Raw genomic sequence first — 25,446 nt, forward strand, 5'->3', positions numbered from 1 at the left:
AATGTCGAGTCGAAGTCAGGCCGTGGTTGGCCAGTCGAGCAGGTCCTCCACATAGGACGCCTTCGCGCCATCGGGAGAAGCCTCGGAGGGCGAGAATCGGATGGTGCCGGTACGGTCCCAGGCCTCCATGCCGGCCGCCCACGACTGCTGGTCACGCACGCACCGCAGCACAAGCTCCGGCGCCTCGATTTCCAGCGCCGCCATGACTTCCGGCAGCTCCCGGGCCGCCGTGAGGTGATCGTCCACACGGGACGCTATCCGCGCGGCCACGGCGTCGATCGCGCCCTGCACGCCCAGATGCTCGTGGTGGTCCAGCACCGTGACGAGGTTGATCGGATCGCCCTGCTCCATGTGCAGCGAGTGGATGTCGTTGATCCAGCACATGATGTCGGCCGTGCCCAGCACCAGGGTCTGGTAGTGCGGCGTCCGGTACAGCACGTCCGGCACCGTCGCGCCTTCGACCAGCTCCACGAGGTCTACAGTGGGCAGTACTGTGGACGCGTCGCGGCGCACCGAGATGTAGTCCTCGACGGTCGGCACGGTCCCCGACAGCCGATAGGCGTTCTCGGCCAGGTGCCCCGTGAGCCACCGGTCCAGGTTATGACGCAACCGCGTTGTCCAGTAACCCGGTCGACCGGCAACCGTGCGCTCGAGCAGATCCCGCAGCGCCGCGACAAGCGGATGGTCCTCGTGCACCGTCGCCCGCTCGTCACCGCCGATGATGCGCCGCATGCTCGCCACGAGACCCTCGTAACGCTCGGCGCGGCCGGTCGTCACACCGATGTTCTGCTGGTCGTCGGTGACGAAAAAGAAGCTGTTCCAGTCGGTGATCAGCGCGAGACCCTCGAGCGAGGCCCAGGGGGTGAGCGTGGCCATGATGCGGCCGTAACCAAGGGCCCGGAACTTCGCCGCCACCTCCGGCGAACGCAGCAGGCCGAACTTGCGGCACCAGGCCTCGGTGAGCTCCTGAACGTGCGATGCGTCGGGATGACTGGCAGTTTCGAACGGCAGCCGCAGATCCGGCATTTCGTAGGTTCCCATGGCATTCACACCGAAGCCGGGAGCGTGCGCCGGCTGAAGATCATCGGCAGCTTGTCCGGGCGGATCAGCGCGCTGGCCACCTCGCGGACTTCCGTGCCCTGCGCCAGACTCAGGTTCCAGCGCGAGCAGATCACCGAGGCGATCATCGTGAGCTCCATCGTCGCGAACACCTTGCCGATGCACTGGTACGAGCCCGCGGCGAACGGGATGTAGGCGCCCTTCGGAATCCGCTGCGCGTTCTCCGGAAGCCAGCGGTCGGGGTCGAAGCGCAGCGGGTCCGGGAACCAGCGGGCGTCGTGGTGCAGCAGGTACGGGCTGTAGATGAGCTCCGCGTCGGCCGGGATGGTGGACCGGCCGGCGCGAACCTCGGTCAACGTGCGCCGCGAGAACAAAAGCGGCGTGTGCAGCCTGAGTACCTCGTCGATCACGCGGCCGAGGTACTCCAGCGCGGGCAGGTCGTCATACTCCGGCGCGCGGCCGGCGAGGACCTCATCGAGCTCGGCGTGCACGCGCGCGGCCACCTCGGGGTTGCGGCCGATCTCGTACAGCACCCAGCCCAGCGTCGCCCCGGGTGCCTCGACGCCGGTGAGTGCCAACGTCATCACCTGCGCGTGGAGCTCCTCGTCGGACAAGCCATTGCCGTCTTCGTCGCGCACCGCGAGCAACGCGGATAGCACGTCGCCGCGGTCCTGCCTCGCCGCGCGATAGGCGGAGACGACCTCGTCGATCGAGCGATTCATCCGGTTCATGGCACGGGTGAAGCGGATGTTGCCGGGAGTGGGAACCTTTTCCCACGCCGGTGGCAGGACGATGCGTTTGAGCAGGCTGTGGGTCAGCAGCCGCATGCCGTGTTTGATCGCGTCGGCCGTCTCGGCGTTGGCGGTGAACTTGAACAGGCTGCGGGTCAACGCGGTCAGGGCCAGGTCGTTCATGACCTCGTCGGCCGCCAGCGTTGCGCCGTCCTGCCAGGAATCCGCCGCTTCTTCGGCCGCGGTGCGCATGATCGACGAGTACTCCACGAGGCGCTCGCGGCTGAAGACCGGCTGGAGCAGCTTGCGCAGCCGCCGGTGCTCGTCGCCTGACGCGGTCGCGATCCCTTCGCCCAGGCCGGGTTTCAACCGTTCGAAACAGAGGCCTCGCTTGTACTCGAGGTCGCCCGGTACCAGCACGTCGCGAGTGGCGTCGGGGTCGGCGATGACGTAGACGGGGAAGTTGCCGAATCGCACCTTGACGACGTCGCCGTAGCGAGCCAGCGCGGGAAGGAACTCCAGAGGTTTGCGCAGCACCGGGACGATGTGACCGAGGACCGGCCACGCTCCGGGAGCTTCGACGGCCTCGTGCACCTCCACGGGAATCCGCACTTCATCCGTCCTATATGGACACTTCGTAGGAGCAACGGCTCTTCGGGGTGCGACCTCGGGATATTCTTCGGCGCGTGACATCGAGCCCCCTGAAGGGTGGAAGTGGTGGTTCGCGAGCCCCGGAAGGCGGGTCGCGACTCGTCGAGGCTCAGACCTCGTGCTCACCCGATTCCAAGCTTCGCAACGGAATCTGTCAAGGACCGCCGCCCGGATCACCCGCTCGACGTATTCCGTCGCTATGGATCCGAGTTCCTGTTCACGCCCCGAAGGAGTGTTCTTTCGTGCGAAACAAGGAAGAACTGACGCTTGTGAGTGACGGCGAGCACCCCCGTAATGCGAAAATGCCCGTAAGTGTCGATCGGGCACGAGAAACGCCCGCACGCGCGTTGTCCGCGGTGAGCGCAGCGCCTATAGCATGACCACGTCGAGGTGAGCGAAGTCCGCCGCCACGCGGGAGCCGGTACGCACGCCGACGGGTTCGGTGAGGCCGTCGGTCACCACGAGCAGGCCTCCCTCGACGTCGCCGAGGCCGGCGAGCGCCTGATGGCCCACGGCGGCGCCCGTGGCCGTGTCGACGATCTGGCCGTCGACTTCGAGCAGCACGGCTTCCAGAGTGAGGTCGAGCCCCTCCGGCGGCACCCCGACCGGGCCGAGACGCACAGCCGTGACGACACCGTCGCCGAGCGCGCGACGCCGCCGTAGACCCGGGAGACGGCTTCGAACGCGGTAGCGCCGGGACCCACGGCGCCGTGCCGCAGCCGGAAGACAAGCACCGGTTGGGCCCGCATCCCAGCGACGACCGGAGCCGTGAGCATCGCGTCGGTCAGCACGCGTCCTCCTCCGCCGCGAACACCGCGGTCACACTGCCCAGTCCGGCCACGTTCGCGACGACCGTGTCCCCCGGCCCCACCGGAGACGCGCGGGTCATCGACCCCGGAAGCACCACGTGCCCCGGCTTGAGCGTCACGCCGAGCGGGCCGACAGTGTTGGCCAGCCACACGAGCGCGTTCACCGGCGAACCCAGCACCGCGCCGCCCGCGCCGGTCGCGGCGAGCGTGCCGTTGACATGCAGAGTGCAGCCCGCGAGCCGAAGGTCCACGTCGAGCAGGTCTGTCGGGCGGCTGCCGAGCAGCACGCCGCCGGCGCGCGCATCGAGCTCATCGCCGACAACCTCGGTGAGATGTACGGCTCGAAGATCGGCTGACGCGGAATCCACCGTTCGCCTGGCGACGTTTACCGGGCTTGCAACCCGAACAAATCCTCGCGAACGCCACGACGATCGCTGTCGTGGGCCTGAGCCGCGACTCGGCGAAGGCCGCGCACGGGGTTCCCGCCACGCTGCAGGCCCACGGTTTCCGCATCATCCCCGTGCACCCGTCGGCCACGGAACTGCTCGGCGAGAAGGTCTACCGCTTCCTCAAGGACATCCCGGAGCCGGTGGACCTCGTCGACGTCTTCCGCCCGGCCGCCGAGGCCCCGGGCATCGCGGCCGACGCCGTCGCCATCGGCGCGAAGGCGCTGTGGCTGCAGCAGGGCATCGTCTCCGCCGAGGCGAAGCGCATCGCGGAAGAGGGCGGGCTGGCGGCGCGTGGCACTGGCGCACCAAGCGTTGCCCTCCGGTCCTTCGCCAGTGAAGCCGGCTGGGATGGTCGCCGCGGGCTGGCCGGTGAAGTCGAACGGGAAGGTGAACGAAAGCCAGTAGAAAGCTTCGATCTGGCGGCCGTGAATGTACAAGGACCCGACACCCGAGGACTGGGCGAAGCTCGATCGCGGCGACTTCGACCCGCCGCAGCTCTCCCCGAGCCGGCCGGGCAGTCCGATGGACGTCGATCCCTGGTGATCGTTGTCCTTCGCCAGCTCAGCGGGTCCGGGGACCAGCTGTGAGCCGTGGTGGCTCTGCTTGGGTGACAGGGATGGCTTCGATGTCTGTCACGTGAGGTGAAGCATCACGGTGTTCGGTGAGCCTCTGACTACGGCGTTGAGCCATGGGTGTCCGAGCGATCCGCGGTTCCGGCCAACACCGTGGCCGCCCGTTGAGATCGTCACCGATTAGGACCAAGTCGAGCTCAACTGCGACTACGGAACGGAGCACATCAGAATCAACGCGAGGCAGGCTCTGCAGCGGGCACCTCGACCAGACGTGGAAAGCGCGACCGGTGGAACACCAACGGCCGGGTCTCCGGACCGGTGCGGAGACCGATGATCCGCAGAAGAACAATGTGGTGGTCACCGGCGGGAATCTCGTCCTCGATCGTGCAGTCCAGCCACGCGGTCGCTCCCGTGATCAAAACGGCACCCGCATCAGTAGTGTGGAGAGAAAGCCCGGCGAAGCGATCCCCGGTTTTCGCCGACAACGACCGGCACGCCGACTCGTGCGCCTCACCGAGCACGCTCACGCCCACCCGTCCGGCGTCGCGCAGCCGAGGCCAGGTGCTCGATCCGTTGTCGACGCACACGGAGACCAGAGGCGGGTCGAGGGATACCGAGGTGAAGGAACTGACCGCCATGCCGGTCGGCTTGCCGTCGACCAGGGCGCACACTGCCGCGACGCCACTCGGGAAGCAGCCGAACGCGTCCCGCAATGCGCGGCCGTCCGCGGTTTCGGCGGGCGTGAACGGGGGCGCGATCGGCCCGGTCGGCGCCACTTCGCCGCTAGCCCGGGCAGCGGCGAGCCTGGCGGTTACCGGAGCCCATCGTCGCGCGTATGACTTGAGCGCCACGGAGTCGTCGACGGTATTCTCGGGGAGGTAGAGACCCGGGAACTCGCATGTGGCGCCCAGTTCCGCCAGCACGGGCTTGAGCAGGAGTTCGGGAGCCATCGCATGCGCCAACCCGGCACCGACCATGAGCGGAACCACCACCACTCCCTGTAGTCCCGGTCCGTCGGCGAACCGGTCCAGGAAGAGTTTCAACAATCCCGTGTAGGTCCCGCCGACCGTGGGGCTCGCGACCACGACGACCGATGACCGCGCAACGGTCCGGACAGCGGCCTCGGCCGACTCCTCGTCCACCGGCACGAGTGCCAGGTCGAGCACGTGGTCGACCGGGCGCCCGGTGAGCGCCTCGGCGAGCTGCCGGGCGGCGACGAGTGTGCGCGAGGCCGGCTTCGGGTTTCCGACGACAACGGTGGTAGTCATGTGAGCTCCCAGGCGAAGAGGATGGCGGAAGGCCGCCATGCGTGGGCTGGTTCCGGGCGCCGGGCCAGTCTCGCGGCGTTAATCGTGCTTCCCCGCTTGAACAGCCCGGGAAACTGTCAGTTGGCGACGAGCGCGATCCGGGTCGACAGCTCGCCCGCCGACTTGAGGACCGCCTCGACGAGCTCGGTTTCGCGGTCCGCCGGCACCCGGCGGTTGATGGAGACGACGCTCAGCCCGGCGACGACCTTGCCCTGGTCATCTCGGATCGGCGCGGCGATGCCGATCGCGTCGGGGTCGAGTTCACCTCGGGTGACCGCGAAACCGGCGTTCCTGATGTCGCCAAGCCGGGCGGCCACGTCGCTCGGGGAGACCACAGAGGCCGACGTGAGCTCGGTGAAGGGGTGCTCAGCGAGCAGGCGCTCGCACTCGTCCGGCGGTTCCCACGCGATGAGTACCCACGCCGAAGCCCCCGCATTCAGGGGCAGAACGGTTCCCCGCTGGTAGGACAGCCGGACGCGATTTTCCGGCGGTTCCGCCTTCTCGAGACAGACCACCTGCGCACCTGACCTCCGCGTGAGGAGCACCGTTTCCCCGATCTCGGCGGCGATCCGCTCCATGATCGGCAACGCGACCGCCGACAGACCGTAGGACGAACGAGCCAGCCGGGCAAGCTCGAACACTTTCTGACCTAGACGAAAGCCGCCCTGAGGATCGTCCTCGAGGTAGCCGGCGCGATGGAGGGTCGACAAGTAGCGGTAGGCGGTCGACCTCGCGACGCCGAGTTCGCCGGCGACGTCAGCACTACGGATCCTCAACCTCTCCGTGGCGAACATGCCGAGGATATCGAGCGCCCGGTCCGCGGTGCTGTTCTTGTCGCGGTAAGTCGTGGAGCGGTTACCCGCTTCAGTCATAGACCGCTCTGCCCGTACCATGAACCCCCGCCACTTCGTCCGATTCCTGATCTGCACGCCGGCCTTGTCGTGCGTGATGTGCCGTCCTCCGAGACTCCGGCCCGGCCCGCGCGTCGGATCACGCGGGCCGAGTCAGACCCGGAGATCACAGCTTCACGTTGATCGACTTGACCTCTGTGTAGCTCAACAGTTCGTCGATCGACTCCTCCCTTCCGAGACCGGACGCCTTGAACCCACCGAACGGCATTCCGAGGAAGTGCTTGCCCGTCTCGTTGATCCAGACGTATCCGGCGTCCAGACGCTGGGCGACTCGCAATGCACGCCGGACGTCGTTCGTGTACACGCTGCCGGTGAGGCCGTACCGGACGGAGTTGGCGATCGCGACCGGGTCCTCTTCGTCGCTCCAGCGGATGACGGAGAGGACTGGGCCGAAGATCTCCTCCGTCGCGACCTGCCAGGTGGCATCGACGTGGTCGAGAATGGTCGGCTCGAGGTAATTGCCGATGTCAAGACCGGCAGGACGACCGCCTCCCGTGACGACAACGGCGCCCTTCTCGATCGCACCGGTGATGTACCGCAAGACCTTCTCGTGCTGCTCACGGCTGACGAGTGGGCCCTGGTCGCTAACGGGATCCAGCGGGGAGCCGATCACGTGGTCCTTCAGACGCTCGACCATACCGGCGACGACTGCGTCGGCGATCGACTCATGCACGAGCAGCCGCGAGGTGGACCCGCAGGACTGCCCGGACCAGGTGAAGTTCATCCCCTGGACGGCACCGTGGGCCACCTCGACGGGATCCGCGTCGGGATACGCGATCAGGGCGTTCTTCCCGCCCAGTTCGAGGCTGACCTCCTTCACGCCGGTCTGAGCCGCGTCCCGCATGATGCTGCGGCCCGTCGTCTCACTGCCCGTGAACCCGATCCGGGCGACTCCGGGGTGCCGCACCAATGATCGGGGAACGGCCGGCCCGTCGCCCACCACAATCTGCACGACGCCTGGCGGAAACACGTGCTGGATCAGCCGCGCGAGATGCAACGCCGAGAGCGGCGTCGCTTCCGCCGGCTTGAGGATCACGCAGTTGCCGGCGACGAGCGGCGCTGCGAGCTTGCTGATCGCGAACAGGATCGGGTGGTTGAAGGGGACGATCTTCGCGACCACGCCGTAAGGCTGGCGGACGGTGAAGTGCAGGTCCCCCGTCGGGAGCGAGAAGCCCTTCATTTCCAGGGCCAGGCCGGCGAAGTAGCGGCATAGGCCCGCGGCCATGTGGACGTCGCCTGCCATCACGGCCATCGGCGCGCCACCGTCGACGGCGTCGAGCAGCGCGAGGTCGTCGATGTTCGCTTCCACGACGTCCGCGAGTTCGCGGACGCGTGCTGCCCGCTCGAGGACATCGAGGTCGCGCCACGCGGGAAACGCCGATTCGGCGTGGGCGACAGCGTCATCGACCAGTTCGGCGTCCGCGTCGGGAACTGTCGCGATCATCTTCCCGTCGATAGGGCTCGTCACCTCGAAGGTCCGGTGTCCGGGCGCCTCGACGAGGCGACCACCGACGAGGAGGCGCCAGTCGGCGGAGAGAAGTTCGTGTACCCGGGTGCGGTTCGACTCGGTCGTTCCGATGACCATCAGCGAACTCCTGCCTGCTCGAGCAGCGGATAGGTTTCCGCCTGGAACCGGGCCATGTCCTGCACGTAGCGGGGCCACGACAGCAGGACGCCGTCGAGGCCGGTGCCGGCCAGCGCGATCAGCGTGTCGGCAACCTGTTCCTTGGTGCCGACGATCGGGTATCCGGCCCAGCCCGCGATGAAGTGGTACTTCATCGCCTGCAGTGTCTCCGGGGAGATCGACTGGGAGTTCATCCCCATGCTCGAGGTGAGGTTTTCCGCAGCGGCCCAGTCACCCTTCTGGTTCACGTAGTAGTCGAGGAACTGCTTGGCCTGCGCCTCGGTGTCCTCCTGGACGACGTATGCGTTGGTCCATACCTGGATCTCGCGGCCGTACTCCTCGCGGGCCAGCCTCTTGAACTCATCAACCTTGGCCTTCATGCCTTCGGGACTCTGCTGCGCGATGTCCGTCACCACGAACACCACATCGCAGTTGCGGGCGCCGAAGTGCCGTCCGGCTCCGGATCCCCCGGCGTTCATGAGCACCGGGTGCGGCGACTGAACCGGACGAGGCGCGAGGACGGCGTCGGTGATGTGGAAGTACTTGCCGTCGAAGTCGACGGGTTCCTCGGAGGTCCACAGCAGACGGATGACGTCAACCCACTCCTGGGCGACATAGTAGCGCTCGTCGTGCGGCAACTGCTTGGCGCCGAACATCTCGATCTCCGGCGCGTGCCAGCCGGTGACGATGTTCAAGGCGAGGCGCCCACCCGAGATGTGGTCGATCGTCGTCGCCTGTTTCGCCGCCATCACCGGGTGGATCGTCGGGACGTGCGAGGTCACGAACAGGCCGGCGTCTTCCGTGACGCTGCTCAACCCCGCGGCCCAGGTGAAACACTCGAATCCCGCCCCGTTGAAGTTCGTCTCGCCGCCGAAACCGCGCCAGCGCCCGACCGGCACCAGGGCTTCGAACTCCATCTGGTCGCCCATCTTGGCCAGGGACAGCGTCTGGTCCCAGGTCGCTTCGAGAACACCGTCGACAGTGGTGATGGCACACCCGCCCGACAGGTTCGACGAGAAGGTCCCCAGGTGCAGCTTGCGGTCGTTGTACACCGGGTGCCGTGCTTCGCGAAGCTGGTCGGCCCGGCTCATCTGTGCAGTCATTTCGTGCTCCTCTCCGAACCGGGCCGAACCGGCCGGCCGGCCATCTCACCCGGATACAGCGGGGTGTTCGCCGTAACGATGTACATGATCCGATTTCCTCTCAGGAACGTGAAGGAACTGCGCTCACAGCCAGCCGGGCAGTACCAGGACAGCCGTCGACACCACGGGAGCGACCACGACCAACGCGAGCGACCACCGCATCAGTCCTTTGTAGACCGACTCCCGGAGTTCCGCCGGTGCGCTGGCGACGACCAGTGCGCTCGACGACGACACCGGGCAGATGTCGACTGTGGTCGCGGAGATCGCGATCGCCGCCGCGAACCCGAGCGAGCCCACGGCTCCGCCGGCGAGGAGCGGGAGGATCAGCGAGATCGCCGCGGTGATGATGGCCGCGCTGGAACCGACTGCCGAGAACGCGGCGCTGATCAGGCACAGCAGGAACGCGGCGAGCACCGGCGACCCGAGCGAGCCCAGGAACTCCCCGGTGGCCTTGATGGTCCCGGCCTTGCTGAGCAGGTCGATGTAGGTCACCACGCCGCAGATCATCACGAGCACCGACCAGCTGATCTGCCCGAACGCGTCCTTGTTGGCGGACTGATGCGCGAGCTGCAGCACCGTGGCGATGACGATCGCGAGCATCCCGACGTCGAGTCCGAAGCCGAGGAGCCCGACGACGAGGGCGGCGATGCCGAGCAAGGTGGTCCGCCTCGCCGGAGTCAGGGTGAGTGCCGTCGGCTTCTCGTCCAAGGGCACCTCGCCGCTCACCGGCGCCGCCTGAGCGGCAGCGCCCGGACCGCCTCCCGCCGCAACCACCAGACGGCGCCTTGCCCACGGCCCGTCGTAAGCGAGGTAGGCGACCACGGCCAGCACGCACGAGAACGCGGCCGTTGTGAGGTAGAGACCGACGGCTGAGATCGCGATCCCGTTGCGCGCCAGGGTCGAGTTCACGATGGTGCCCAAGAGGGTGATGGGTGAAAAGCTTCCCGCGATGCCGCCGAAGAGCACCATGAGGGCGTTAAGAATCGGCTTGATGCCGAGCCGGTGGGCCAGCCCGAGCGAGAGACCACCGATGACGGCTGAGAGCGCAGGCAGAATCGCGCCCAGAGACACCGCGGCGAATGTGACGACGAACAGCGCCGGCGGCACCGCCCTTCGGCGACCACCGACGACCCGCACCAGCCACTGGACGAGCAGTTCCATCGTGCCGTTCACGGTCGCGATGCCGAACAGGTACGTGACACCGAAAACCAGCAGGAACAGATCGCCGGGGAATCCCGCCAGAACGTCGGCCGGACTCTCGCCGTGCATCAGGGTGCCGAGGAGAAGGGCCGCGACTAGTGCGAGCACACCGATGTTGACCTTGGTCGTCGTGCCGACCAGGAACACCAGGACCAACAGCGCTATGGCGACCAGGTGAAAGGCCACTGCGTCCTCCTTTGGACGTGCAGAGGTGCCTCTGACTAGAACGGTGGGGAACTGCGTCATTGCCGGAGCCAGGGGCTAGCCGGCACCCCATCCGGGGTTTGCCTTGCTGACCGAGCCGGCCCAGAGATTCCAGACGCGGTCGACCCCGCTGTCGACCGTCTCCGCGGCAAGCTTCGCCTCTTCGGAGCTGAGGTAGGTCACGGACCCGAGCCGCATGGCCTCCGCCTGGAGGTGAGCGTTCTGGACCGCGTACACCGAGCGGTAGACGACGTGGGGAAGGGAAGTCGCCGCGACCGAGGCACCGTGCCCGCGCATGAGAACGACCGTCGCATCCGCGAGGGACGCGGCCAGCGCGTCGCCCAGTTCCGGGCTGTCCACGAGCATCGAGCTCGCCGGCCCCGCGGTGTCGCGGATTTCGAAGGTGGGAACGTGCTCGCCGAGGAACGCGGCAACGTGGGAAACGGGCCGCAGCGGGGTTCCGGTGACTCCGAAGGGGATGAGCGCCGGCGCATGGTTGTGCACGACCGCTCGGACATCGGGGCGCGCACGGTAGATGCCGGCGTGGATGTGGCGTTCCAGGTAGCTGCGGCCTTCGCCGACGGTCTCCCCCGTCGCGACGTCGAGCTCGAGGACGTCCGCCGGCCGGACGGTGGCGGGTGCCACCGAACGGGCGACGAGGAACCGGTCGTCGCGCTCGTCCGAGCGCACGCTGACATGCCCCCACCCATCGACGATCCCGTGTTGGGCCAGGATGTGATTGGCCTGCACGAGCTGCCGGCGCAGTAGGTCGTTGCCCGCGTCGCGGGCGTTTCCGGCGGCCCTCCGGGCAGATACGGACACAGCATTCTCCTTCGGTGCCCGGCGGGTCATCCGCGGGAAGCGACAGTGGTGCCCACCGTGCCGTGCGGGTCGATGACGAACTTCTGCGCGACTCCGCTGTCGAATTCCGCGTACCCGCGCGGTGCCTCGTCGAGGGAGATCGCCGTCGCGTTGACGGCACGGGCGATGGAGACCTTGTCGTGGAGGATCGCGTTCATGAGACCGCGGTGGTACCGCATCACTGGGCACTGCCCGGTGGTGAACGACAGCGACTTGGCCCACCCGAGCCCGATGCGCAGCGACAGGGAGCCCTGCCTGGCCGACGCGTCGGCGGCACCCGGATCGCCGGTCACGTAGAGCCCGGGGATCCCCAGGCTCCCGGCAGCACGGGTCACCTCCATGATCGAGTTGAGGACCGTCGCCGGCGCCTCTTCCGCATCGGGTCCGTGCCCACGGGCCTCGAATCCGACCGCGTCGATCGCGGCGTCCACTTCCGACTCGCCGATGATCTGATCGAGCTGTTCGGGAAGCGTCGCATCGGCCGTTAGGTCGACGACCTCGCACCCGAAACTGCGCGCCTGGTCGAGCCGGGCCTTGTTGAGGTCTCCGACGACCACCACGGAGGCTCCGAGGAACTGCGCGGAATGAGCCGCAGCGAGCCCCACCGGACCCGCTCCCGCCACGTACACGGTCGAACCGGGCCGCACGCCCGCACTGACCGCGCCGTGGTAGCCGGTCGGGAAGATGTCCGAGAGCATGGTGAGATCGAGGATCTTCTCGAGCGCCTGGTCACGATCAGGAAAACGCAGGAGGTTCCAGTCGGCGTAGGGCACCATGACGTACTCGGCCTGTCCGCCGACCCAGCCGCCCATGTCGACGTAGCCGTAGGCCGAACCAGGCCTGTCGGGGTTGACGTTGAGGCAGACGCCCGTGTGGCCTTCCTTGCACATCCGGCAGCGGCCGCACGAGATGTTGAAGGGGACGGAGCAGACGTCTCCGACGGCGACGAATTCGACATCCCGGCCGACTTCGACGACCTCACCGGTGATCTCATGCCCGAGGACGAGACCCGCCGGCGCCGTGGTCCTCCCTCGCACCATGTGCTGGTCGGACCCGCAGATGTTGGTCGTGACGACCTTGAGGATCACGCCGTGCTGACATTCACGCCCGACGTTCGCGGGATGGACCCCTGGGCCGTCCTTCAGGACGAGACCCGGGTAGTCGACGGAGCGCACCTCGACTTTCCCCGGCTCCACATACGTTACTGCCCTGTTCCCGGTCAACCGACCGTCTCCTCTCCGTTGAGGCTGGGTGTTCGTGGGTGGATCCTGGCCGCGTCAGCAGCCACAAGCGATGTCGAGCTCCGACTCCCGCCCGGCCAGGCCCTGCCCGTCCTCGATGTGCGTGGCGACTCGGGCGCGGTGGACGTCTTTGCCCTGCTTCGCGTACAACTCCCGGACGTCGTCCTCCCACGCGCGATCGGCCGACCACGTTTGGGGCAGGTCGTTGATGGCCCAGGGTATTGCCGGAGACTCGACCGTCTTCAGGGTCGATCGAAGCACGGCACGCTGCATTTCGCCATCGTGCGGACGGCCGACCGTGGCGCCGAGCGGAAAGTCGGCGAACGCCGGCCGCGCGGGCTTGAACGCCTCCGCCATCTCGCGCAGCGCGGTCATGGTCACACACGGCAGACCACGAGCTTCGAGGGCTCGCGCCACGAGGTGTGTGGCGCGGTGGCACGCCGGACAGAACGGGACCAGGAGGACCAGATCCACACCCTGTTCCTCATACACGTCGGCGATGGCGGGCACGGTCTTCTCGACGAGCTCGCTGTAGAGCGTGATGGACCCGAGCATCGAGACCGCAGCCGGCGCGAGCTCGGCGAACAGTCCCTCCTGCTGCAGTTCGGCGAGCCGGTCCCGGGGAAAGACGACGTTCAGATCCTCGGTCGCGAAACCACGGATGGGCGACGGGTGGTCGAACTCGAGCTCCGCAGTGGGCACGTCGAGGGGGACCAGCCGGAAGGACAGGTCGTTGATCTGGTTGAACGGCCGCTGAGTCGGCAGGTGCGCGCCGACTGTCGCGAAGAGCCCCACTCGCGCGTCCGACAGCGCCTTGCCGAAGGACGCCGGCGCGACCGGCTCGAAGGATGGAAGCTTCGCATACTCGTCGAGCCCGAAGCCCTGCATCATTTCCACGTAGCTGAACGCCATCGCACTCTCCTCATCGTGTCATCGGAACGGACCCAGCCGACCTGGATCAGGTCGTCTGTCCGCCGGCCAGGGCCTCCTCCAGCGCCGCCTGCAGTTCCCCCGGCTTGCGCGGCTGGATCTTCGCGGCCAGCTCGCCTTCGGTGAACAGCAGCGCCGACGGGATCGAGCGGATGTCGAACCGCTGGGCCAGCGCCGGGTCGTCGTCGATCACCACGCGGCGCACCACCATCCCCCACGGGTTTGCCTCCGCGAGCTGCCGCACGTCGGGATCGATCCCCCGGCAGACGGTGCACCAGGGTGCCGTGAAAACCACCAGAGCCGGTTGAGAACCCGCAACTGCCGCGTCGAACCCCGCGGTGTCGAGCTTTTCGATAGTGATGTCCATCCGATTCTCCTTTGCTGCGTCCGCGATCAGGCGGCCCACTCGCTCAGCCAGCGCTCCGCGTCCATGGCACCGGCGCACCCGGATCCGGCTGCGGTGATGGCCTGCCGGTAGGTACTGTCGACGAGGTCTCCCACCGCGAAAACACCGGGCACGTTCGTCGCGGTTCCGGGTGCGGAAACCTTGACGTAGCCGGCCTCGTCGAGCTCCACCGCATCGCGCACGAGAGAGCTTCGCGGGTCGTGCCCGATCGCCACGAACACCCCGTCCACGGTCAGCGTCGAGCGCTGCCCGGTCGCCGCGTCGCGTACCGCTACGGTTTCGACGCCCTCCCCTCCGGCGATCTCCTCGACCTCGGTGCCGGTGAGCCAGGTGATCCCCGGAGTCGCCTCGGCTCGCCGAAGCATGGCCTTCGACGCCCGGAACTCCGTGCGCCGGTGGACGATCGTCACCGAGCGGGCGAACCGAGTCAGGAAAATCGCCTCTTCCATGGCCGAATCTCCGCCGCCGACAACGGCGACGTCGCGATCACGGAAGAAGTAGCCGTCGCACGTGGCGCACGTACTGACTCCCCGGCCGACGAGGGACTGCTCACCCGGGACCCCGAGCATCCGCGCACTCGCGCCCATCGCGAGGATGACCGCTCGTGCGCGGTACTCGGCGCGGTCTGTCGTCACGACCTTCGTCTCCCCGTCCAGGAACACCTTTTCGACTCGTTCGCCGACGAGGTCCGCACCGAAACGACGAGCCTGCTCGCGCATCCGCCCCATGAGGTCAGGACCCTGAACCCCCTCGGTGAACCCGGGGAAGTTCTCAACATCGGTCGTGGTCATCAAGGCGCCGCCGTGCTCGTAGCCCTCGACCACGATCGGGCTGAGCTGAGCGCGGGCGGCATAGATCGCAGCGGTGTACCCGGCAGGGCCGGATCCGACGATCACAAGATCACGCACGGGTTCGCCAGTCACGGGCCACCTTCCTTGTCCTACTCTGCAGGACCCACAGACCGTCTATCGAGACAGAACATTGCCACGGCGCACTCCGGCAGTCAAGAGCTTCCACGGTTCGCGGCATCGGCAACGGCAAGGAAAATTGGCCGCGCCAGTGGTGGGTCGTCCCGCGACACGTCTCGATGTCAGGGGTCGGAGACGTTGTGATGCAGGAACTTCCCGTTCACCCCGCCTGGCCGACGCACAAGTGCGGTAGTCCGAAGTGGACTCCTGCGGACCACAGGGTTGACAACATGGATTTTAAGTCCACAGTGTAGTGACGGCGGCCATCGTCACAGAGCCACCGTGCCACCGTGGAGCCCCTGATTCGGTCCACAAAGGTCACGTGGCGCCGTCACCAACAGGCCCTTCATCACACGAGGAGCAACGATGCCGATCGTCTTCGCCATGATCGAGGACACGATCATGCAGATCGTGAAGGCCCCCGTGCCTCTCGCAACCGGTCACACCGGACCGGAACCCCGATCGGAGGCCGGATTGTGAACGACCCTTACGACAATCCGATCCGCGTCGGGCAAGCGATCAGCGCGCTCGGCAAGGGAGAGCCCGTGGTCATTGCCGGCGAGGACCGCAGCGCAATCGTCCTGGCGGCGTCGCTTGCTTCGACGACCTGGACCGCATGGACCGTCAGGCACAGCTCAGGCCTGCTGTGCGTTGCCCTGCACGATGATCTGGCCGACAAACTCGACTTATCCCCCCTCCGGCCCGCTGCGGCGGATACCGGCACCGTCTACGCGGTCTCGGTCGATGCTGCCGACGGGGTGACCACCGGGATCAGCGCGGCAGACCGGGCCCACTGCGCCCGCGTACTCGCAAACCCCGCTTCCCGGCCCGCCGATCTCACCCGCCCGGGTCACGTGATACCCATTCGTGTGTCGCGCACAGCGGGACGCGCGCACTATGGCCTTCCCGAAGCCGCACTGGACCTCTGTGCGCAGGCAGGGCTACCCGAGGTGGGTCTGCTCGCGACGATGGTCACCGACGTCGGCCCACTTGCGACGATGTGTGAGGCTCGCGCGCTCGCTGAGGAGTACGGCCTGGTTGTGGTTACCCAGGACCAACTCGCCGGAAGGTGCCTCGAAAGCAGGATCAGGCGAGTCGAGTGGATCGAGTGGCCGAGCCGGTCCGGCGTGCAGCGAACCGGTGTATACGCCGACGACACAGGACTACAGCACTTCGTCGTTTTCGGCCATCGGCCTGGGCCCGCCCATGTCCACGTCGAGTGCCTGCAGGGGACCATCGCCGCCGGCGCTTGCCACTGTCGGGCACATCTCGACACGGCTCTCGCGCGGCTCTCTGACGAGGGCGGGATGCTCGTCTACCTCAGACCATCCCGGCACGGGCGTCACCAGGAGATGGGCCGAGCCGAAACAGCCCTCAGCACTGTGATTCAGGCATACGCCGAACGAGAAGCCGCACGCTGATCCATCCCTTCCGATTTCCTGCCCCTGGCGCAGGCGCCGTCTCCACACGAAGCGCCGGGCACGACGATCGTGGCGGGCACGGCGGTACGGGCGGTCGCCGATGAGATCGTCCACATCGTCGGCCTGCCGCGCGAGACCCGGCCGGTGAAGACGGTGCCCAGCCGAATACGGGGGGCGCCGTCCATTTAAGCGGTTCTAGCCGCCGTGCCGGCGGTCACGGCCGCCTTTTCGGCCACCTCGATGAGGTTGCGAAAGAGCATCGCGACGGTGGTCGGGCCGACTCCGCCGACGCGCGGGGTGATCGCACCAGCGACCCTCGCACAGCTCTCGTCGACGTCCGGGAGCAGCCGTTTGCCGTCGTAGCGCACTCCACCACCGACGACGACCGCGCCGGGTTTGACGTGCTCCGGCTGCACGATTCCCGGTACCCCGGCCGCCGCGATGAGGATGTCCGCTCGGCGGGTGTAGCGGTCCCAGTCGGGCACTCCGGTGTGGACCACCGCGACGGCCGCGTTCGCCGTCGGCCGCTTCTGTGCGAGCAACAGGGCGAGCGGGCGGCCGAGAGTCGCGCCGCGGCCCAGGATCACCACCTCCCGGCCGGCGACAGGGATTCGGTGGTAGGCCAAGAGCTCCTCGATGCCGGCGGGGGTGCACGGCAGCGGGCCGGGCAGGCCGACGGCGAGGCGGCCCATGTTCGTGGGGTGCATGCCGTCGACGTCCTTGGCCGGGTCCATCTCCGACAGTGCGGCGTCGTAGTCGAGGTGAGCGGGCACGGGATACTGGATCAGCATCCCGTGGACGGATGGATCCTCGTTGTACTCGCGGATGGTGGCGACGAGTTCGTCCTGCGAGGTGTTCGCGGCCAGATGCGTATGCGGCGACGCGAGACCGAGTGCGGCGGCCTGCTTCTGTTTGATCCTGATGTATCCCGCCGACGCGTCGTCGTCACCGACGAGGATCGTCGCGAGGCTGGGCACGACTCCTGACGACCGCAGGTCGGTCGCGCGCGCAGTGACGTCGGCAAGCACTCGCTGGGCGACCGGCTTGCCCGGCAGCAACCGAGCCATGCCATCCTGTGTGGACATTTATCTCCTCGTCTTCTCGGCGTGCAGGGTATTTCGGGAGCCCTACGGGTCACCGGCTCCCGGACGAGACCGGTGCACTTCGCCCGGCCAGACCAGGCCGCGATGGCCCGGCGTCGCGCACGTGCGAGCTGGCAACCGGCGGACGGGTGTGTGCGAGTACCGCCTCGGCGACGTGCAAGGCGTCAAGGGTCGCGCGCACGTCGTGCACTCGCACGCAGTGAACACCCGCCGTCGCCGCGAGGAAGGAGACGGCCGCGGTCGCGATGTCCCGCTCCACGGGGGGCGGGACGGGCCGGCCCCCAGCCGCCAGAGCAGCGCCGAGGAACCTCTTCCGCGAGGCACCCACCAGCACCGGGTGCCCGAGCGCCCGCAGCGCGCCGAGGTGCCCGAGCAGCTGCCAGTCGTGCGGCGCGTCCTTGGCGAAGCCCAGCCCTGGATCGAGAACCAGCCGGTCGGCTGCCACGCCGGCGCCGAGAAGTGCGTCCCTTCGCCTGGCCAGTTCGCCGACTACGTCGGTCACGACATCCTCGTAGACCGCGTGCCTGCCCATCGACTTGCTCGGTCCACGCCAGTGCGTTGCGACGTAAGGGACGTCGGCCTCCGCGACGCAGCGCACCAGTTCCGGGTCGGCGAGGCCGCCACTGACGTCGTTGACGATCGTGGCACCGGCGTCGAGCGCGATCCGCGCCACCGACGCCTTGGTCGTATCGATGCTCACCACGGCACCGGCTGCCGTCAGCTCACGAACGACGGTGCGCACCCGTGCCGTCTCTTCCCGGGCTGAGACCCGCGTGGCACCGGGCCGGGTCGATTCGCCCCCGACGTCGATGATGTGGGCGCCGTCGGCGACGAGACGCAGACCGTGCTCGATCGCATGTGCAGCCGTCGGATGAGCCCCACCGTCCGAGAACGAGTCCGGCGTGACGTTGAGAATTCCCATCACCAGGCAGCCCGCTGGACCAGTCCGCCCCGACGTGCAAAGGAGTAGCCCGCTCGAGCCGGGTGGATCGCCACCTCGCGCCGTGATCACTTCGCGAAACGCCCTTGCCACGAGGTCGCCGACTCGATCTGGTTGAACGAGAACAGATGGATGCCCTCGATTCCGAGGTTGTCCGGACCGAGTTCGTCGACGGCCGCCGACAGCAGCTCCTCGGGCCGGTAAGCGCTTCCCCTCACCAGGTTCCTGATCATCCCGTGCTGCTTGCGCAGGTAGCGCAGTGACGACCCGACGCCGATCCGCAGCGAAACGTCGACGAGCTTACGGATCTGTACGGGTCCGGCGAGACCGATCCACAGTGGGAGGATGACGCCCGCCGACCGCGCCGACCGCAACCAGGCGAGGAGAACCCCGACGTCGAAGCAGAGCTGGCTGACCATGTAATCGGCGTTGTCCTGCTTTCGCAGCAGGTCGGTCAGCAGCTCTTCCTCCGGGATCTGGGGGTGTCCCTCGGGATAGCAGCCGACACCGACACTCGTGATCCCGTGGTCCAGCTCCGGCAGCGCCTCGAGAAGGTCGGCCGCCCCGGAGTACGGGCCGGCGGGTTCCACAGCATCTCCGCCGACGACGAACAGGTCGGTGATCCCGGCGTTGCCGAGCCGCTCGAGGAACTCGGCCAGCTCGCCGCGCCCGGTCACCTGCCGTGCCGCAAGGTGCGGGATCACCGAGTAGTCGTTTTTCGCGAGGAGTTCGGCGAACTCCACCGTCCGCTCGAGCCCGAGCTTCGAGGAGCAGGTGACGGTGAAGGTCGTTCCGGCCGGCGCGGCGAGGAGTTCGTCCTGCACTCCGCGAAGCGGGATCGCCTCGATGTGCGCGGATCTGACGAGCCTGTCGACGGCGAGGGAAAGGTGCATTGTGGACTCCAGCGGTAGTGGGCTTTCCGGCGCGGATCAGCGGAAGACGACCGTGCGCTGACCGTTGAGCAGCACCCGGTTCGATGTGTGCCAATGGACCGCGCGGGCCAGCGCGAGGCATTCGGTGTCCCGGCCCAGGGCAGTGACCTGTTCAGCCGACATCGCATGGTCCACCCGGGCGACCTCCTGCTCGATGATCGGCCCTTCGTCGAGATCGGACGTGACGTAGTGAGCGGTAGCGCCGACGAACTTCACGCCTCGGTCGAAGGCCTGGTGGTACGGCCGGGCGCCCTTGAAGCTGGGCAGCATCGAGTGGTGGATGTTGATCGCGCGGCCCTCAAGCCTCTTGCACAGGTCCTCGGAGAGGATCTGCATGTACCGCGCGAGCACCACCAGGTCGACCCGGAGTGCATCGACAAGGTCGAGCAGTTGCTCCTCCGCGTCCTGCCGGGTGTCGGAGGTGATCGGGATGTGGGTGAACGGCACCCCGTGGTTCCGGGCGAGCGGGCCGAGGTCGGGGTGGTTGGACACCACGCCGACAACATCGACGTCAAGCGCGCCGGTGTGGGCCCGAAAGAGCAGGTCGTTCAGGCAGTGACCGTACTTGCTGACCATGATGAGCACCCGCTGGCGGTCCGCGGCAGAGGAGAACCGCCACGACATGCCGAACTCGGCCCCGACGGCTGCGAACTCCGCGTCAAGCGCCGAGAGGTCGAGGCGGGTGAGTTCGTCGGGCAGGGCGAACTGGGCCCGCATGAAAAAGCGGCCCGTGGTGCGGTCTCCGAATTGGCTTGACTCGACGATGTTGGCGTCACGATCGAGGAGGAATCCAGTGACGGCGTTGATGATCCCCGGGCGGTCCGGGCAGGACAAGGTGAGGACGGCATCGGACGGCATGTGATCTCCTACGTTCCGGACCCTCGCGGCCGCGCCGCCTAGAGGGCTGCTTCCTGGTTGTGGCCGACGTCCGGCGACACGGACCGCGTGCTCGCGTGCTCGCGAGACGACTCCGCGGCCGGCAGGCGTCGACGGCAAGCCGGGGACCCGCCGAAGACCGACGGCCCAAAGGCTCGTTCCGGTCCCGGCGGGCAATGGGTGGCCGGGCGGTGAAGCGGTGAATGTGCACCGGCCTGCCTCTGGACGAAGCAGCCCGCTCGGCGTGAAACCGCCGGTGTCAGCCGGCCAGCGGGCGCGTGCTCATCGTGGCGCGGATCGTCGTCTGGACATGGCGTTCCACCGACTTCTTGGCTGTGCCGCCGCCTTCCTCGCCCCAGACGATGAGCACTTCGGCACCGTCGTGCACGTGGCCTTCGTCGATGAATCCGACCGACATCCACGACCCGACGTTCACGGTGTACGCGGACAAAGTGGACCGTCCGACGAGCTCGTCGCCGACGAGCACAGAGTCGACGTGTACCCGCGAATATCGGGCAAGCGGCGTCTCGAGGTATTTCGCTCGCTGCTCGCCGTCGAAGAGACTGCTCGCATAGACGCGGCTGACGTCCTCCTCGTTCCACTTCAGCCACACCTTGGTGCGGCGCGGCTGGTTCGCGAGCTCTTCGAGCGCAGTGCGCCCGATGAAGTCGTGGTCGAACTTGACCAGGTGGCCGTAGCCGAACTGCCACGGCGTGACGTAGTAATCCTCGATGCGGTCCGAGCGGAAGCTGCCTCCGATCGAAAGCCGGCCCTCGTAGCCGTCACCGGAGAGCCATTCTCGGTACGGCTTCATCCGCTCGCCGGTATAGACGGCGGCGGTGGGCTGCGCCGGGTACCCGGATTCGGTTCCCCCGGTGTAATACGCGAGAGCGCCGCCCTGGACCAGGCCGAACTCCTCGCCGGCGGCGAGGATCGCGTCCCGGACCGCCGGCCCGTCGGCGACGGGACCGAAGATTTCCAATCCGATCGACTCGGCGCCCGGCACGCCCGCCATCGTGTGCGACAAGGCTCGCGCCCGGACGCCACCGAGCTTCAGATCCGTCATCGTGAAGAACTTGATGCGGTCGATCGGGCCGCCCTGGGCCTTCTCGAGGATGTCCCAGGCGCGCGGTCCTTCGATCTCGTACCGGAACGTCAACCGCTTGCCCGGGTTCTCGGCTGTCCGCTCGTCACGAGTCACCTCGACGTCGTAACCGCCCGTCTCGGCTTGGTACTGCACCCAGTTCGCGGCGGCGGTCGGTCCGACGAGGTTGACCTCGTCCTCCTCCAGACCGAACAGCACCGCCGTGCCGATGAGGCGGCCCTCCTCGTTGCACGCCACGAAATGCTTCGCCTTGTCCCGCCCGAAGGTAGCGAAACTGTTCGTTCCGGTGTCCGCGAAGAGCCGTTTGACGTCGGGACCACGGAAGTAGACGTCGGTCATGTGGTGCGACTGGTCGAAGAACACCGCGGTGCTCGTCCAAGCCCGCTGCTCGTCCTGCCAGGTCGTGTATTGGTCCGGGTAGTCGAACTTGAACCGCTTCGACGGGGCGTTGCGCAGCATCTCGACCGGATTGCCGATCCGACGCAGTTTTTCCTCGAGACTCTCGTTCGGCATTGAAGGAACCCTCTCGGTGTTCAGGAAGTGGTGAAGTGGGTGCGCGGGTGGTCAGTCCTCCCGGCGCACTCGGTTCGTCAGCGCTCCGACGCCATCCACTTCGACGGTGATCACGTCGCCGTGGGTGAGAAAGCGCTGGGGTTCGCGGCGGTAGCCGACCCCGCCGGGAGTCCCGGTCAAGATGACGTCGCCGGGCAGAACGGTGGAGAACTCGGAGACCACCGAGATCAAAGTCGGAATGTCGAAGATCAGCTTCGCGGTATCGGACTCCTGGAGCTTTTCGCCGCCGAGCACGGTGCGGATCCCGGCCGCCGATACGTCCGTCTCTCCGGGCGTCACCAGATAGGGGCCGAGCGGCGTCGAACGCTCCCAGGCCTTTCCCTGCAGCCACTGGTGCGTCTTGTACTGGTAGTCGCGCATGGTCACGTCGTTCGCCACGGTGTACCCGAGCACGTGGTGAAGCGCATGTTCCCTCGGGATCCGTCGCCCTGGCCGCCCGATGACGACGGCCAGCTCGGCTTCGTAGTCGACTTGCGCGGACTCTGCCGGGAGCACGATGTCGTCCCGCGGCCCGATCAGGCTGGAAGCGAACTTCGTGAACAGCACCGGATACGTCGGCAGATCCCGGCCGGTCTCGCCGACGTGCGTCAGATAGTTGAGTCCGACGCAGATAATCTTGTCCGGGGCGGGGACCACCGGGCACAGGTACACGTCGTCGATCGCGACAGCCTCGGCAGGCAGCTCCACCGCATTCGCCAACGTGTCGACGTCGGTGTGCAGCCCGAGCGCCTCGATCCCCGCCAGGGGGATCAGGCGGTCTCCGTCGACGCGGCCGACGCGACGTTGCCGGTTGTGTTCGTAGGTGGCGTATGCCATCGCTCAGCGACCTCCTTCCGTGGTCTTCCGCCAGGTGGCGAGCTGCCCGCCCCACAGGTTCACGCTCACCGGGATCGGCTCCCAGCGGCGCGGGACATACTCGACACGGTCGTCGTGGAACTTCTCCATCTCGGCGGAGAGCTCCACGTGGTTGCCGGCCGGGTCGTCGAAGAAGATGAAGAGGTTGTTGCCCGGTCCGTGGCGACCTGGCCCCCAGGTGACGGCCACGTCCTCCTCGGTCAACCGATCGCACCAGGACTTGAAGTCCTCCCACTCGGCCAGGTCGAAAGAGTAGTGGTCGATCCCGCCTGCGCGGCCGGTGGCGACCACAGCCAGGGTGTGATGGTCGCGGTCGCTGCGCAGCCACGCGAAACTGCCGTCGGCCAACTGGTCCGAGAGCCGGAACCCGGCCACCCCGGTGTAGAACGCGACCATCGCCGGCACGTCTTTCGTGGACAGCGTGACGTGCTGGTATTTGACCGGGCGTCGTCCGGTGTCCGCGCCATGCTCGCCATCGCGGCGCACGGGGCCGTGGAAATGCACGGTATTGCCGTCCGGATCCGTCGCCACGAGGCCGTTGACCTCGGGTCCGGCGCCGTCGAGGTACGACCGGTCAAGCTCGGCAACGGCGTGACCGCCACCGCGAAGCCGCTTTTCCAGGTCCGCTACACCGCCCTCGTCCCGGATCTCGAACCCGATGTGGTCCAGACCTTCCTCGCCCGGCACGAGGTCGAGGACGTGGTGACCCGAGCCCCAGCCGAGCCGTTGCCCACCACCGTCCAGTCCGGAGTGGACTCTCAGACCAAGGATCTTGCCGTAGAACTCGACGGCGGCGGCCACGTCCGGTACCCGGAGACCGATGTGGGAGGTCGCGGTCCGGCGCAACGCCCCGGCGGCGCCGGGTTCAGGCAAGGTGACGCGATGGCGAGGTGGCATCTGCTGGTTCTCCTTTCAAAGCCGGCGGTTGAGCGCCGGCAGCACGGTGTGGTCGCTAGGTCACCCGGCGACGAGCGCGGGGCGCCGATCGTCGAACGCGGTGACGTGGAGGGCGTCGAGAGCGGGAGGCTGCCGTCGTGTCCACACCGCAGCGACGAAGTGGTCCGGGCGGACGAGGACGAACTGTCCTCGGTACGGCGCGAACTCGGCGTCGAGCCCCCCGTCCACGTCGACGAGGCACTCGGTGCCACCGGAGGGCAGCCGGTCGTCGATGGAGACGAGGACGGCGGTCGGCTCCACCGCATCGACAAGGTGAGCGGCCTCGGCGAGGTCCTCCGGGCTGACACCGATACCCAGAAGCGCCCAGCCGGTCCCCACGACCTCGTCGAGGAGCATCGTCCGTCCGCGCGAGGTGTCGAACGTCCTCGGTTGCCCGAGCATCACGCCAGTTGGCCCTACGGTGTCGTCGCACCGGGGTGCGATGAGGCCGGACTCGTAGACGTGCGGCGGCCGGTAACGCATCTCCTCGTAAAACGAGCGCGCATCGGCGTCGCGTAGAGCAGCGGCCAGGTACGCGTCGCGGCGCAGCGCGAACCGCCTGTTGGTCGACATCACCACCCGGCCGAGCCGCTCCGAGAGCCGTACAGTCGCCTCAGCGTGACCGCGCCTTTCCCTCTCGTACGTGTCGAGCGCGACGGGATCGAGCCGGCCGCCCAGGACGTCCGCCAGCTTCCAGCAGAGGTTCGCGGCATCCCTGATGCCCGAGTTGAGACCCTGCCCGGCGAAGGGCGGCATCATGTGCGCCGCGTCGCCCAACAGAAACGCCCTGTCCTGGTGCCACTGGTCGGCGACGAGCGCGTTGAAACGGTAGATGATCGCCCGCTCGATCTGCTCCGGAGTGATGGTGCGGAACGGCTCCAGGAGTCGGCGCACGAGCTCGAAGTCGGGTCCAGACTCGGGCGTGCCCTCCCCCGGGTGCAACAGGAACTCGTACCGGCACCGGCCACCGCGACCGGGGATGATCACATGCGGACGCGCCGGGTCCGCGTGGTGCATGCCGTATCGCTCGTTGTGGTGGTCGTCGAGGACGTCGACCACCAACCACGGCTCCGGGTGGCTCCGTCCCGTCATGCCGACTCCCAGCGTGCGGCGCACGATAGACTTACCGCCGTCGCATCCCAGGACGTACGGCGTATGAACCGCCCGCACGCCGTCGTCGGGCTCAGCGGCGGACGCGTAGCTCACCACCACGCCGTCCGGCACCAGGCCGATATCACGCACTTCGGTCGCCATGCGCATGGTCACCAGGGGGTGCGCCGCCAGGTGGGCGAAGAGTTCGCGCTCCAGGTCCTGTTGCGCGAACGGGTTCTTGAAGGGATACCCGAGCCGAAAAGGGCGTGGGGATCTTGCCTGGAAAACCGGAGCACCGGACGCGTCGTAGTACCGCGTCCCCGTGCCCGGCACGATCACTCGCAGGATCCGATCCGCGAGGCCCGCGGACTGGTACACCCTCAGCGACTCGTCGTCGAGCGAGATGGCTTTCGGTTCATCGCTGGTGGTGGTGTTGCGCTCGAACACCGTCACCGGCACGCCGCGTGCGGCCAGCAGCGCCGCGGCCGTCATCCCGACCGGCCCGGCCCCCACCACGACGACCTGGCTCTCAGTCCGATCCATGCGAT

General features: G+C 67.6%; 22 protein-coding genes and 2 pseudogenes. 2 read left to right on the forward strand and 22 right to left on the reverse strand.

Annotated elements, in window-relative coordinates; all coding sequences use genetic code 11:
• Nucleotides 1-15 precede the first annotated feature (15 nt).
• The 4 genes and pseudogenes from K1T34_RS47955 to K1T34_RS47970 form a co-directional block, all read right to left on the reverse strand.
• On the reverse strand, nt 16-1,041 hold the full coding sequence (locus K1T34_RS47955) for a hypothetical protein (RefSeq protein WP_220241436.1): 1,026 nt from the start codon (nt 1,039-1,041) through the stop codon (nt 16-18).
• A gap of 5 nt (nt 1,042-1,046) precedes the next feature.
• Entirely contained in the window at nt 1,047-2,402 is a 1,356-nt protein-coding gene (locus K1T34_RS47960; RefSeq protein ID WP_220241437.1) for a cytochrome P450, read from the reverse strand.
• A gap of 408 nt (nt 2,403-2,810) precedes the next feature.
• On the reverse strand, nt 2,811-3,062 hold the full coding sequence (locus K1T34_RS47965; protein WP_220241438.1) for a hypothetical protein: 252 nt from the start codon (nt 3,060-3,062) through the stop codon (nt 2,811-2,813).
• A 163-nt stretch (nt 3,063-3,225) separates the two neighbouring features.
• Nucleotides 3,226-3,657 (reverse strand): annotated as a pseudogene (locus K1T34_RS47970) (fumarylacetoacetate hydrolase family protein); the annotation flags it as partial.
• On the opposite strand from K1T34_RS47970, the pseudogene K1T34_RS47975 reads away from it, so the two are divergent.
• Nucleotides 3,645-3,983: pseudogene (locus K1T34_RS47975) on the forward strand (CoA-binding protein); the annotation flags it as partial. The pseudogenes K1T34_RS47970 and K1T34_RS47975 overlap by 13 nt on opposite strands.
• Before the next feature lie 518 nt (nt 3,984-4,501).
• Here K1T34_RS47975 and K1T34_RS54985 read toward each other — a convergent pair.
• The 10 genes from K1T34_RS54985 to trxB form a co-directional block, all read right to left on the reverse strand.
• The gene (locus tag K1T34_RS54985) at nt 4,502-5,578 is read right to left on the reverse strand and encodes a flavin reductase (protein ID WP_360592646.1); all 1,077 of its coding nucleotides are present in this window, start codon (nt 5,576-5,578) and stop codon (nt 4,502-4,504) included.
• A gap of 77 nt (nt 5,579-5,655) precedes the next feature.
• Nucleotides 5,656-6,450: an IclR family transcriptional regulator gene (locus K1T34_RS47985; protein WP_220241439.1), complete on the reverse strand. Its 795-nt coding sequence runs from the start codon at nt 6,448-6,450 to the stop codon at nt 5,656-5,658.
• A gap of 145 nt (nt 6,451-6,595) precedes the next feature.
• Nucleotides 6,596-8,074 carry an aldehyde dehydrogenase family protein gene (locus tag K1T34_RS47990; protein WP_220241440.1) on the reverse strand — a complete coding sequence of 493 codons (1,479 nt, stop codon included), beginning with the start codon at nt 8,072-8,074 and terminating at the stop codon, nt 6,596-6,598.
• Nucleotides 8,074-9,216 (reverse strand): LLM class flavin-dependent oxidoreductase, encoded by a 1,143-nt coding sequence (locus K1T34_RS47995; RefSeq protein WP_220241441.1) that lies wholly within the window; start codon nt 9,214-9,216, stop codon nt 8,074-8,076. Before K1T34_RS47995 ends, K1T34_RS47990 begins: the two co-directional genes overlap by 1 nt.
• 123 nt (nt 9,217-9,339) lie before the next feature.
• Nucleotides 9,340-10,641 (reverse strand): SLC13 family permease, encoded by a 1,302-nt coding sequence (locus K1T34_RS48000; protein ID WP_220241442.1) that lies wholly within the window; start codon nt 10,639-10,641, stop codon nt 9,340-9,342.
• Nucleotides 10,642-10,716: 75 nt separating this feature from the next.
• Nucleotides 10,717-11,481, reverse strand: a complete 765-nt coding sequence (locus K1T34_RS48005) for a class II aldolase/adducin family protein (protein ID WP_220241443.1) — start codon at nt 11,479-11,481, stop codon at nt 10,717-10,719.
• 26 nt (nt 11,482-11,507) lie between these two features.
• Entirely contained in the window at nt 11,508-12,743 is a 1,236-nt protein-coding gene (gene fdhA / locus K1T34_RS48010; protein WP_220241444.1) for a formaldehyde dehydrogenase, glutathione-independent, read from the reverse strand.
• A gap of 54 nt (nt 12,744-12,797) precedes the next feature.
• The gene (locus K1T34_RS48015; RefSeq protein ID WP_220241445.1) at nt 12,798-13,673 is read right to left on the reverse strand and encodes a glycine/sarcosine/betaine reductase selenoprotein B family protein; all 876 of its coding nucleotides are present in this window, start codon (nt 13,671-13,673) and stop codon (nt 12,798-12,800) included.
• A 46-nt stretch (nt 13,674-13,719) separates the two neighbouring features.
• The gene (locus tag K1T34_RS48020) at nt 13,720-14,058 is read right to left on the reverse strand and encodes a co-chaperone YbbN (RefSeq protein ID WP_220241446.1); all 339 of its coding nucleotides are present in this window, start codon (nt 14,056-14,058) and stop codon (nt 13,720-13,722) included.
• Between the two features lie 26 nt (nt 14,059-14,084).
• On the reverse strand, nt 14,085-15,020 hold the full coding sequence (gene trxB, locus K1T34_RS48025) for a thioredoxin-disulfide reductase (protein ID WP_220241447.1): 936 nt from the start codon (nt 15,018-15,020) through the stop codon (nt 14,085-14,087).
• A gap of 521 nt (nt 15,021-15,541) precedes the next feature.
• On the opposite strand from trxB, the gene K1T34_RS48030 reads away from it, so the two are divergent.
• On the forward strand, nt 15,542-16,486 hold the full coding sequence (locus tag K1T34_RS48030; RefSeq protein WP_220241448.1) for a 3,4-dihydroxy-2-butanone-4-phosphate synthase: 945 nt from the start codon (nt 15,542-15,544) through the stop codon (nt 16,484-16,486).
• A gap of 185 nt (nt 16,487-16,671) precedes the next feature.
• Here K1T34_RS48030 and K1T34_RS48035 read toward each other — a convergent pair whose 3' ends face one another.
• The 8 genes from K1T34_RS48035 to K1T34_RS48070 form a co-directional block, all read right to left on the reverse strand.
• Nucleotides 16,672-17,571: a bifunctional 5,10-methylenetetrahydrofolate dehydrogenase/5,10-methenyltetrahydrofolate cyclohydrolase gene (locus K1T34_RS48035; RefSeq protein WP_255638092.1), complete on the reverse strand. Its 900-nt coding sequence runs from the start codon at nt 17,569-17,571 to the stop codon at nt 16,672-16,674.
• A gap of 49 nt (nt 17,572-17,620) precedes the next feature.
• Nucleotides 17,621-18,511: a dihydropteroate synthase gene (gene folP, locus K1T34_RS48040; RefSeq protein WP_220241449.1), complete on the reverse strand. Its 891-nt coding sequence runs from the start codon at nt 18,509-18,511 to the stop codon at nt 17,621-17,623.
• Nucleotides 18,512-18,597: 86 nt separating this feature from the next.
• Nucleotides 18,598-19,422 (reverse strand): methylenetetrahydrofolate reductase, encoded by an 825-nt coding sequence (locus K1T34_RS48045; protein ID WP_220241450.1) that lies wholly within the window; start codon nt 19,420-19,422, stop codon nt 18,598-18,600.
• Nucleotides 19,423-19,458: 36 nt separating this feature from the next.
• The gene (gene purU, locus K1T34_RS48050) at nt 19,459-20,319 is read right to left on the reverse strand and encodes a formyltetrahydrofolate deformylase (RefSeq protein WP_220247795.1); all 861 of its coding nucleotides are present in this window, start codon (nt 20,317-20,319) and stop codon (nt 19,459-19,461) included.
• 277 nt (nt 20,320-20,596) lie between these two features.
• Nucleotides 20,597-21,955 (reverse strand): aminomethyl transferase family protein, encoded by a 1,359-nt coding sequence (locus tag K1T34_RS48055; protein WP_220241451.1) that lies wholly within the window; start codon nt 21,953-21,955, stop codon nt 20,597-20,599.
• Nucleotides 21,956-22,006: 51 nt separating this feature from the next.
• The gene (locus K1T34_RS48060; protein WP_220241452.1) at nt 22,007-22,831 is read right to left on the reverse strand and encodes a fumarylacetoacetate hydrolase family protein; all 825 of its coding nucleotides are present in this window, start codon (nt 22,829-22,831) and stop codon (nt 22,007-22,009) included.
• 3 nt (nt 22,832-22,834) lie between these two features.
• Nucleotides 22,835-23,767 (reverse strand): VOC family protein, encoded by a 933-nt coding sequence (locus tag K1T34_RS48065; RefSeq protein WP_220241453.1) that lies wholly within the window; start codon nt 23,765-23,767, stop codon nt 22,835-22,837.
• A 60-nt stretch (nt 23,768-23,827) separates the two neighbouring features.
• Nucleotides 23,828-25,441 (reverse strand): FAD-dependent monooxygenase, encoded by a 1,614-nt coding sequence (locus K1T34_RS48070; protein WP_220241454.1) that lies wholly within the window; start codon nt 25,439-25,441, stop codon nt 23,828-23,830.
• Nucleotides 25,442-25,446 lie beyond the last annotated feature (5 nt).

This window comes from Amycolatopsis sp. DSM 110486, from assembly GCF_019468465.1.
Taxonomy (GTDB): Bacteria; Actinomycetota; Actinomycetes; order Mycobacteriales; family Pseudonocardiaceae; genus Amycolatopsis.